Genomic DNA, 11,448 nt, shown 5'->3' on the forward strand with positions numbered 1-11,448 from the left:
GCTTCCGGTGCAGTACGCCGACTATGCCGTCTGGCAGCGGCGCTGGGTGGAGGGAGAGGTGCTGCGCCAGCAGGCGGAGTACTGGAAGCGGACGCTCTCCGGCGCGCCCGAGCTGCTGGAGCTGCCCGCCGACCGCCCGCGCCCCGCGCAGCAGGACTTCGCCGGAGCCGCGCTGGGGGTGGTGCTGGACGAGGAGCTGACCGCCGGGCTGAAGGCGCTCTCGCGGCGGCGGGGGACGACGCTGTTCATGACGCTGCTGGCCGGCTGGGCCGCGGTGCTCTCGCGCCTCTCGGGGCAGGAGGACCTGGTCGTCGGCACGCCGACAGCCAACCGGGGCCAGGCGGAGGTGGAGGGGCTGATCGGCTTCTTCGTCAACACGCTGGCGCTGCGGCTGGACCTCTCGGGCGGGCCGACGGTGGGGGAGCTGCTGGAGCGGGTGCGGGAGCGTGCGCTGGAGGCGCAGCAGAACCAGGACATCCCCTTCGAGCAGGTGGTCGAGGCGGTGCGCCCGGCGCGCAGCCTGGCGCACACCCCGCTCTTCCAGGTGATGCTTGCCTGGCAGAACGCGACCGCCGAGGAGCTGGCGCTGCCGGGCCTGGCCCTGGCGGGATTCGGCGCGGGTGGGCAGCCGGTGAGCGCCAAGTACGACCTGTCGCTCTGGCTGGGGGAGTCGGAGGGGCGGATCACGGGAGGTCTGACGTACACGACCTCGCTGTACGAGCGCGCCACGGTGGAGCGCCATCTCGGCTACCTGCGGCGCGTGCTGGAGGGGATGGCGGCCGGGCCGGAGCGGCGGGTCGCCGGGCTGGAGATGCTGCCCGAGGCGGAGCGGCGGCAGGTGGTGGAGGCGTGGAACGCCACGCAGGCGCCGTACCCGGCCGAGCGGTGCATCCACGAGCTGTTCGAGGCGCAGGCGGAGCGTACACCGGACGCGGTGGCGGTGGTCTTCGAGGGCGAGCAGGTGAGCTACGCCGAGCTGAACGCGCGCGCGAACCGCCTGGCGCACCACCTGGTCGGGCTGGGCGTCGGGCCCGACGCGCGGGTGGCCGTCTGCCTGGAGCGGAGCCCGGAGCTGGTGGCGGTGCTCCTGGCGGTGCTCAAGGCCGGGGGCGCCTACGTGCCGCTCGATCCGTCGTACCCGCAGGAGCGGCTGAAGCACATGCTCGCGGACAGCGGCCCTCTGGCGCTGCTGACGCGCGAGGACCTGCGGGACCGGTTCGAGGACCCGGACGTGCCGGTGCTGGACGTGGCCGCCGACGCGGCGCTCTGGGCGGGAGCGCCGGATGCGAACCCGGAACGGGTGGGGCTGACGCCGGAGCACCTGTGCTACGTGATCTACACCTCCGGCTCGACGGGGCGGCCCAAGGGCGTCATGAACGCGCACCGCGGCGTGGTCAACCGGCTCCACTGGATGGAGACGGCCCACCGCCTGGCGCCGGACGAGGCGGTGCTGCAGAAGACGCCGTACAGCTTCGACGTGTCGGTCTGGGAGTTCTTCTGGCCGCTCGCGGTGGGCGCCCGGCTGGTACTGGCCCGCCCCGAGGGCCACAGGGACACCGACTACCTGGTGGAGACGATCAGGAGCCGGGGGATCACCACGGTGCACTTCGTCCCCTCCATGCTGGGGGCGTTCCTGGAGCACCCGGAGGTCGGGATGTGCACGGGCCTCCGGCGGGTGGTGTGCAGCGGCGAGGCGCTGCCGCCCGCGCTGGTGGAGCGCTTCGGGGAGCGCCTGCCCGAGGCCGAGCTGCACAACCTCTACGGCCCGACGGAGGCGGCGGTGGACGTCACGGCGTGGCGCTGCCCGACGGACGGCTCGGCGGCCCGGATCCCCATCGGCGCGCCGGTGGCGAACACGCGCATGTACGTGCTGGATCCGTCCGGCGCGCCGGCGCCGGCGGGCGTGGCGGGGGAGCTCCACATCGGAGGGGTCCAGGTGGCACGGGGATACCTGGGGCGGGCGGAGCTGACGGCGGAGCGATTCGTCCCCGACCCGTTCTCGGGCGAGGCGGGAGCGCGGCTGTACCGCACCGGCGACGTGGGGCGCTGGCTCCCCGACGGAGCCATCGAGTACCTGGGGCGCAACGACCACCAGGTGAAGGTGCGCGGCTTCCGCCTCGAGCCGGGCGAGATCGAGGCGTGCCTGGCCGAGCACCCCGGCGTCCGCGAAGCGGTCGTGCTGGCGCGCGCGGACGGGGCGGGCGACCGGCGCCTGGTAGCGTACCTCGTGGGCGAGGGACCGCTGGAGCCAGAGGCGCTGCGCCGGTCGCTGCAGGAGCGGCTCCCCGAGCACATGGTGCCGGCCGCCTACGTGCGCCTGGAGAAGCTGCCGCTGACGCCGAGCGGAAAGCTGGACCGCGGGGCGCTCCCGGCGCCCGACGGCGAGGCGTACGCGCGACGCGGCTACGAGGCGCCGGTCGGCGAGGTGGAGCAGGCGCTGGCGGAGATCTGGGCGGAGCTGCTCGGCGTGGAGCGGGTCGGGCGCAACGACCACTTCTTCGAGCTGGGCGGGCACTCGCTGCTGGCGGTGACCCTGATCGAGCGCATGCGGCAGCGGGGGCTGCACGCGGACGTGCGCGCCCTGTTCACCACGCCGCGGCTCGAGGACTACGCCGCGGGGGTGGACGGCAGGTCCCGCGAGGTGGAGGTGCCGCCCAACCGGATCCCGCCGGAGTGCCGGGCGCTCGTTCCGGAGATGCTGCCGCTGGTGGAGCTGGAGCAGGAGGAGATCGACCGCATCGTGGCGGGAGTCCCGGGAGGGGCGGCCAACGTGCAGGACATCTATCCGCTGGCCCCACTCCAGGAGGGCATCCTCTTCCACCACCTGATGACCACGGAGGGCGACCCGTACCTGACCTCCTTCCTGACCGCGTTCGACGGCCGCGAGCGGCTGGACGCCTACCTGGGTGCGCTGCAGGCGGTCGTGCAGCGCCACGACATCCTGCGCACGTCGGTGGTGTGGGAGGGGCTGCGGCAGCCCGTGCAGGTGGTGTGGCGCACGGCGCCGCTCCTGGTGGAGGAGGTGGCGCTCGGTCCCGGCGACGACGACCCGGGGCGCCAGCTCTACCGGCGCGTCGCCCCGCGGCGGCACCGGATCGACGTGACGCGGGCGCCCCTCCTGCGGCTGCACCTGGCCCACGACGAGGCGCGCGGCCGGTGGTTCCTGCTGATGCTCCTGCACCACCTGGCGGACGACAACACCTCCCTCCGCTTCCTCCACGCGGAGATCGAGGCGCACCTGCTCGGCTGCGAATCGGAGCTCCCCGCGCCGATGCCGTTCCGGAACTACGTGGCACAGACGCGGAGGCGGGGGAGCGCGGAGGAGCAGGAGGCCTTCTTCCGGGGCCTGCTCGGGGACGTGAGCGCGCCCACCGCGCCGTTCGGCCTGGTGGACGCGCGGGGCGACGGCTCGCGGGCCGCGGAGGCGCGTCTGACGCTGGACGACGGGCTCTCGCGGCGCCTGCGGGAGCGGGCCCGGGCGCTGGGGGTGAGCGCGGCGAGCCTGTTCCACGTCGCCTGGGCGCAGGTGCTGGCGCGGGTGTCGGGCCGCATGGACGTGGTGTTCGGCACCGTGCTCTTCGGCCGGATGCAGGGCGGAGCGGGATCGGACCGGGTGATGGGTCCCTTCATCAACACGCTGCCCGTGCGCCTTCGGATCGGCGAAGAGGGGGTCGAGGCGACGGTGAGGCGGATGCACGGGCTGCTCGCCGAGCTGCTGCGCCACGAGCACGCGTCCCTGGCCGTGGCGCAGCGGTGCAGCGGGGTGGAGCCGCCCACCCCCCTGTTCACGGCGCTGCTGAACTACCGGAACCGCGGCGGGCCGACCCGCACCGTGGAGAGGCCGCAGGCGTGGGAGGGGATCACGCGCGTCCACAGCGAGGAGCGATCGAACTACCCGCTCTCCCTCTCGGTGGACGACCTGGGAGAGGGGTTCAAGCTCGTCGCGGAAGCGCACGCCAGCGTGGTGCCGGGGCGGGTGTGCCGCCTGGTGCAGGTCGCGCTGGAGCGCCTGGTGGAGGCGCTGGAGGCAGCGCCGACGGCGGCGGTGCGCAGCCTGGAGGTGCTGCCGGAGGAGGAGCGGCGGCAGGTGCTGGAGGAGTGGAACGCCACCGCGGCGGAGTACCCGCGCGACGCCTGCGTGCACGAGCTCTTCCAGGCACACGTGAAGCGCGCCCCCGACGCGGTGGCGGTGGTCTGCGGAGCGGAGGAGCTGAGCTACGCGGAGCTGAACGCCCGGGCGAACCGGCTCGCCCACCATCTCCGCGCGCGGGGCGTGGGTCCGGACGCGCGGGTGGCGATCTGCGCCGAGCGCAGCCCGGAGATGATCGTGGGACTCTTCGGCATCCTCAAGGCGGGCGGCGCGTACGTGCCGCTGGACCCGGCGCACCCCCGGGAACGGCTGCGCGAGGTGCTGCAGGACAGCCGGCCGGTGGCGGTGCTGACGCAGGGGCAGCTCCGGCCGCTGTTCGCGGGCTTCCATCTTCCCGTGATCGACGTCGATGCCGCGGCCGAGTGGTCGAGCCTGCCGCCGACCGACCCGGTGCGGGGAGAGCTGTCGCCGGAGCACCTGGCGTACGTGATCTACACCTCGGGCTCGACCGGCCGGCCCAAGGGGGTCATGATCCAGCACCGCTCCGTCTGCCAGCAGGCGGACGCGCTGCAGGCCGGGCTGGGGATCGGCCCCGGCGACCGCAACCTGCAGTTCGCCCCCGTCACCTTCGATGCGTCCGTGGAGCAGATCTTCGGGGCCCTGCTGTCGGGGGCCGCGCTGGTCCTGCGGAGCGACGCCTGGCTGGAGGGCGCCCGGACCTTCTGGACGATGTGCGAGGCGCACCGGGTGAGCGTCATCGACCTTCCCGCCCGGTTCTGGCAGCTGCTGGCGGGGGATCCCTCCGTGCCCATCCCGGACTGCGTGCGCCTGGTGGAGATCGGCGGCGAGGCGGTGGAGCCTGCCGCGCTGTCCGACTGGTTCCGGCGCGGAGGGTACCGTCCCCCGCTGCACAACCTGTACGGCCCCACGGAGGCGACGGTCAACGCGACGCACCACGAGCTGACCGACGACTCCTCCACCTGGCAGTCCATCGGCCGGCCGATCCGCAACACCCGGGTCTACATCCTCGACGCCCACGGTGCGCCCGTGCCGCAGGGAGTCGCGGGGGAGATCCACGTCGCGGGCGGCCAGGTGGCGCGGGGCTACCAGAACCTGCCGGAGCTGACGGCCGAGCGCTTCGTCCCGGACCCGTTCGGAGGGGACCCGGGCGCGCGGCTGTACCGGACGGGGGACCTGGGCCGGTGGCGTTCGGACGGGACGATCGACTTCCTGGGGCGCACCGACCACCAGGTGAAGATCCGGGGCTACCGGATCGAGCTCGGGGAGATCGAGACGTGGCTGGCGGAGCACCCCGCCGTGCGCGACGCCGTGGTCCTCGCGCGGGAGGACGCGCCGGGCGACCGGCGCCTGGTGGCCTACTACGTGGCTGCACAGGGGGTCGAGGCGGAGACGCTGCGGAGGCACCTGGGGGAGCGGCTGCCGGAGCACATGGTTCCAGCCGCCTACGTCCGCCTCGAGGAGATGCCGCTGACGCCGAACGGGAAGGTGGATCGCAGGGCGCTGCCGGCCCCGGACGGGAATGCGTACGCCCGGCGGGGCTACGAGGCTCCGGTGGGAGAGGTGGAGCGGGCGCTGGCGGAGATCTGGGCCGAGGTGCTGAAGGTGGAGCGGGTGGGCCGGTGGGACAACTTCTTCGAGCTGGGCGGGCATTCCCTCCTGGCGGTGCAGGTCCTCGGGCGGCTGCACGGGGTGCTGGACGCGCCGCTGGCGCTGGCGGACCTCTTCTCGCACCCGACCGTCGAATCCCTTTCGGCCAGGGTGTGCGGGTCCGGGCCCGAGCTGCGCAGCGACCGGGCGATCCCCGTTCGGACGGCCGGCTCGGAGCGCCCGCTCTTCCTCGTCCACGAGGGCTCGGGGTCGGTGGCATACGCCCAGGTGCTGCACCCGCACATCGACGCCGGCATCCCGGTGTACGCCCTGCCGGCGGTCTCCGGCCTGGAGCCCCCGCTTCGCACGGTCGAGGGGATGGCGGCCCGGCTGGTACGGATGGTCCGCGAGGTCCAGCCCGAGGGCCCGTACCGCCTGGCCGGGTGGTCCTACGGCGGCATGCTCGCCTACGAGATGGCCGCGCAGCTCATCGGCCAGGACCAGCCCGTCGAGTTCCTGGGGATGATGGACAGCTACTACCCGGCGGCCGGCGGCAGCGGAGCCGGGGAGGGGAGGCACGACTACGGGATGCTGCTGCACATGCTCCGCATGGAGGCCGGTGGAGAGGGCAGGGCCCCCGAGCCCGGAGACCGGGAGCTGGTCGCTTCGCGCCCGGACCTGGAGGCCTTCGTCGCCGGGTGCCGGGAGAGGGGTCTGCTCCCCGGCCACGTCACGGCGGCGCAGGCCGCGGAGATGCAGGACCGGCTGGACGTCCACGACCGCAGCACGCGCGGGTACCGCCCCCAGCCCATCCCGCTCCCCGTTCACCTGTTCTCCGCCCGGGACGGCGCCGGCGCCGACCCCCGGCGCGGCTGGCAGGCGGTCCTGGACGAGGCGTCCATCCGGGTCACTCCGGTGCCTGGAACCCACCTGTCCATGATGGAGGGCTCCAACGCCGCGGCCGTCGGCCGGGCGCTGTCGCACGAGCTCCGCCGCGCGGCCGCGGCCCGGAACGCCCTCCCGGGCGAGCGCTACTCGCCTCTCGTGACGCTGCAGAGAGGAAGGCTGGGCGGGGGAGTCCCCACCTTCTGTGTGCCGGGCGCCGGCGCGAGCGTGACCACCTTCTCCGCGCTGGCCGGGCACCTGGATCCGGCCTGGCCGGTCTACGGGCTCCAGCCGCGGGGGCTGGACGGGGCGATGGTCCCGCACTCCACCGTCCAGGCGGCCGCGGAGTGCTGCCTCCGTGCGGTCCGGGAAGTCTGTCCCGAGGGTCCCGTCCACCTGGTGGGCCACTCCTTCGGCGGCTGGGTCGCGTTCGAGATGGCGCTCCGGCTGCGGGAGGCGGGGCGCTCCCCGGGATCCCTCCTCCTCCTCGACACCGAGGCGCCGGACGGGGACGGGGCCGGCATCCGCGAGCGCGACGGAGGCGAGGCGTTCCTGGACCTCGTGGAGGTCCTGGAGCTCGCGATGGGAGCGGATTTCGGGATCGCCGCCGCGGAGGCCGCCGCTCTCGACGAGAACGGCCGGCTGAAGCTCCTGCACGACCGGATGGTCCGGCACGGCCTCATGTCCGCGCGCCTGGACCCCACGGTGCTCCAGGGTCCCTTCCGGACGTTCGCCGCCTGCGCGCGGACGACCTACGCGCCCTCGGCCGTCTACCCGGACCGGCTCCGCCTGGTGCTGCTGGACGACCCCCGCAAGGACGAGGGCGCGAACCGGGAGCACTTCGCGGAGACGGTCCGCGCATGGAGGCGCTGGGCGCCCGGCCTCCTCGTCTCGACGGGGGCCGGGAACCACTTCACGGCGCTGACGCCGCCCCACGTCGCGGGCCTGGCCGCGCACGTCGCGGCCGACCGCGGCGCGGTGGGGAGCGGTGGATGATGGAGTCCGACCTGCGCACCTCCGTTCATGGAGCACCCATGCGAAGCAATCCGGTGTCGCCCTCGCAGGCGTCGGACGTGCTGGCCGCGTTCGGCGTCCACCCGCGGTACGGGTTCCTGCCTGCCACCGACCCGGTGCGGCGCCTGCCGGACGCCTTCTCGCCCTGGGAGGCCCTCGCCGACGAGCTGAGCGAGCAGCTGATCGCGGGTACCGTGCGCCGCGCCGTCCGCCGCCTGCCACGGCTCGACCCGGCTCCGCTGGCCGCCCCCGGCGACCTGGCGCGGGCGATGCTGCTCCTGTCCTACTTCGGCCACGCCTACGTCTGGGGCGACCGCGAGCCCGTGGACCGGCTCCCGGCCAACCTCGCCGTGCCCTGGCATGCCGTCGCGGAGCGGCTGGACCGGCCGCCCGTGCTCTCCTACGCCTCGCAGGCGCTGACCAACTGGCGCCGCCTCGACGCGGAGGGTCCGGTGGCCCTCGGCAACATCGCCCTGCTGGAGCACTTCTTCGGCGGCGTCGACGAGGCGTGGTTCATCCAGGTGCACATCGACATCGAGGGGAGGGCGGGCCCGGCGATGCAGGCGATCGTCGAGGCGCAGGAGGCCGCCGCCCGCGACGACGCCGGGGGGCTGGAGCGCTGCCTGGGCACGATCGCGGGCGTGCTGTCGCAGATGCTGGCGACCCTCTCGCGCATGGGCGAGCAGTGCGACCCCTACATCTTCTACACGCGGATCCGCCCCTTCGTCTTCGCCTGGAAGGACAACCCGGCCCTTCCTCACGGCCTCCGGTACGACGGGGTCGCGGCGTACGGCGGCCGGCCGCAGGCGTTCCGGGGCTCGAGCGGCGCGCAGAGCTCGATCGTCCCGTCGATCCACGCCGCGCTCGGCGTCAGCTACGCCTCCGACCCACTGCAGGAGCACATGCTGGCCCTGCGCGAATACATGCCCCCCGGGCACCGCGCCTTCATCACCCACGTCGAGCGGGGCCCCTCGATCCGCGCGTACGTGCAGCGGCACGGCCGCGCGAGCCCGCTGGTCTCCATGTACGACGCGTGCCTGGAGGGGCTGTACGACTTCCAGGCGAAGCACCTGGAGTACGCGGCGCTCTTCGTCCACGCCCAGTCGCCGCGGGGCGCCGGGAACCCCGTGGAGACCGGTACGGGCGGGACGCCGTTCATGCGCTACCTCAAGAAGCGCCGCGACGAGCTGGTGGGCTACGCCGTCTCGCCGGACGGCGCGAGCCGCGGATGCCCCCTGCGATCGGGCCTCTCCGCGCAGATGACGGCCGAAGACACCTCCACGGGCGCGCGGCCGCCCGCGCCTCTGCATGGCGGGGCGTGCACGGATGCGATCTGATCCCGGGTCGTGGAGCGGGCGCGCGTTCGCGTGGCGTCCCCGGACCTGACGAGAAGAGCGTCGGGCGCCACCTCGTGCGGGAGGGTGTCCCGGCCCGCCGCCCGGCACCCGACGCCTCACCTTCTGAAAGGAGTTCGTATGGATCTCCGTACCCATGGGCGTCGCGCGAGTGCCGGGGGCCTGGGATGGCTGCAGGTCGTACGGTCTCTGAGGGAGGTTCCCGAGCTGGCCCAGCGAAACCCCGCATCGACCGGCTACACCCGCTACAGGGCGGCACAGGCGGGGCGGGAGTCGGACCCCGGGCTCACCGGGTGGGTGGCGCTCGGGGAGATCTCTCCCTACCTGGTGTGTGCCGTGCTCGGGGCGGAGGACCCTACGTTCTTCCTGCACCGGGGATTCTGGTGGGCCCGCATGCGGGTCGCCATCCGGGAGGCGCTCAGGCTGCGGAGGGGGGTACGCGGGGTGAGCACGATCACCCAGCAGCTGGCCCGGAACCTCTACCTGCACCCGGACCGGTCCATGCGGCGGAAAGTCCAGGAAGCGCTCATCACGCGAGGCCTGGAACGGGTGCTCACGAAGGAGCGGATCCTGGAGCTGTACCTGAACGTCGTCGAATGGGGCGAGGGTACGTGGGGGATCGGGATGGCCGCCATGGAGCACTTCTCCCGACCCGCCGCGGAACTGGATGCGTTCCAGTCCGTCGTGCTGGCGAGCATGCTGCCGGCGCCCAGGCAGCCCCTCCGCGACCAGAACGCGAACCGGGCCCTGGCGGCGCAGAGACGGCTCCTGATCGCGCTCTACGGGTCCGGGATCATGAGCCGGGACGAAGGGTGTCAGGTCCACGCCAGGATTCTCGGCCTGGAACGCGAGATCGCGGAGGGGGTCCCCGCCCGGGACGTGCTCCTGCGGCTGGGCGAGCTGTCCATCGAGCCCACCCTGCAGGAACGCCCCGAGGTCACCATCCAGGGGGTGGTGGCGGCGTATCGCGACATCTCCGGCCGTCGGCGCGGCCTCGCGCGCCTGATGCGGAATTCGCCACAGGGATGGCGTACGCCGGAGGTGCCGCTGTGGTGGACCGGCGAGCCGGAGCAGGAGCCGGCACGACCCGGAAACGTATCGATCGGGGCGTGACGGTCCGGGGACCCGCCAGCGAGCGGCCGATCGCCCCGGAAGGCGCAGCCCGGCGCGCCGCATTGTCGCGGTCGGAGCCGCGCAAGAGCGGCCCCTCCGCGAGCGCAGGTGGACGAGGACGGGAGGGTGGGGGAGGAGATCGGACTCGCGCCTTGGCCCTGGCGGGTGATAAGATCGGTGTCCCTCCGCCGCGAGCCCGGACCTTGACGAACGCCGCCTGCCGATGCGTACGCCCGACCCGCCGCCGCCGGTTCCCGACCCCGCCCGTGGCGTGCGGCCGGTCCCGGTGACCGCTGTCCCGGAGCCCGGCGCCGTCGCAGGCACGGCGGGCGAGGACGAATGGCTGTGGGGCTGGGACCCCACGCCCGGGATCGTGTCCGTGTGGGCCGAGCCGGACGGCAGCGCCATCGTGTGGCGCCGGGATTCGGAGACGGGCGCGCTCGTCCGCGAGGACCCGCGGTATCGCCCATGGATCCTCCTCGACCGCCTCGACGACCTCCGGCACCTGGGCGCGCGTCTCGGGCCCGAGGGCGCATCCGGCGCGCCCGTCCGGTACCGTGAGCTCGACGGGGCCGGCGAGCTGCGGTTCCTGGTCTCCGCCGACGACGGCAGGACGCTCGCATCAGCGGTGCTCCACGGTGCGAGGCGCCGCCTCGGACGGCGCGTCGCCCACCTGCGCGACCTGGGAGCCGCCAGCGTGCTGGCGCTGCCCCCGGAGGAGCAGTACCTGACGGCGACCGGGCGCACGTACTTCCGCGGCCTCGCCTTCGACCACCTGCACCGCCTCCAGTTCGACCTGGAGACGACGGGCCTCGACCCGGCGCGCGACCGGATCTTCATGGTCGCGGTCCGCGACCCGTCGGGCGCGGCGCACGTGCTCGAAGCGCGCGGTGGGGGGGACGCGGCCGAGGCCGACCTGATCGGGCGGCTGGTCGCCGCCGTGGAGGCGGCCGACCCGGACGTGATCGAGAACCACAACCTGCACGGCTTCGACCTCCCCTTCCTGGCCGAACGGGCGCGCCGGCTCGGCGTCCCCCTCCCGCTCGGGCGGCTCGGGCGGTTCGGCCTGCGCGAGCGCGCCGCCCGGCGCGGCGGCGTGGGCGGCCGGGTGCGTTTCGTGGCCCCCGGGCGCGAGCTGATCGACACGCTGGACGCGGTGATCCGCTACGACTTCGCTGCGCGCGAGCTGCCGGGCCACGGGCTCAAGGCGGTCGCGCGGCACTTCGGGGTGGCGGCGCCCGACCGGGAGTACGTCCCCGGCCGGGACGTGTACGCCGTGTACCGGCGCGACCCGGAGCGCGTGCGCCGGTACGCCACCGACGACGTGGAGGAGGTCGCCGCGCTCGCCCGCCTGCTGGGCGGCGCGGCGTTCGCGCTGGCGCG

At 74.2% G+C, this 11,448-nt stretch carries 4 protein-coding genes; all 4 read left to right on the forward strand.

Going from position 1 to position 11,448, the window contains the following annotated elements; translation table 11 throughout:
* Positions 1-7 precede the first annotated feature (7 nt).
* On the forward strand, positions 8-7,579 hold the full coding sequence (locus tag VGR37_10245; GenBank protein HEV2147771.1) for an amino acid adenylation domain-containing protein: 7,572 nt from the start codon (positions 8-10) through the stop codon (positions 7,577-7,579).
* Between the two features lie 38 nt (positions 7,580-7,617).
* A complete protein-coding gene (locus VGR37_10250) occupies positions 7,618-8,934 on the forward strand; it encodes a hypothetical protein (GenBank protein ID HEV2147772.1) in 1,317 nt (438 codons plus the stop codon).
* A 138-nt stretch (positions 8,935-9,072) separates the two neighbouring features.
* Entirely contained in the window at positions 9,073-10,065 is a 993-nt protein-coding gene (locus tag VGR37_10255) for a biosynthetic peptidoglycan transglycosylase (GenBank protein HEV2147773.1), read from the forward strand.
* Between the two features lie 286 nt (positions 10,066-10,351).
* On the forward strand, positions 10,352-11,448 hold a 1,097-nt coding region (locus VGR37_10260; protein HEV2147774.1), incomplete at its 3' end, for a ribonuclease H-like domain-containing protein.

It is taken from the genome of Longimicrobiaceae bacterium, assembly GCA_035936415.1.
GTDB lineage: Bacteria > Gemmatimonadota > Gemmatimonadetes > Longimicrobiales > Longimicrobiaceae > JAFAYN01.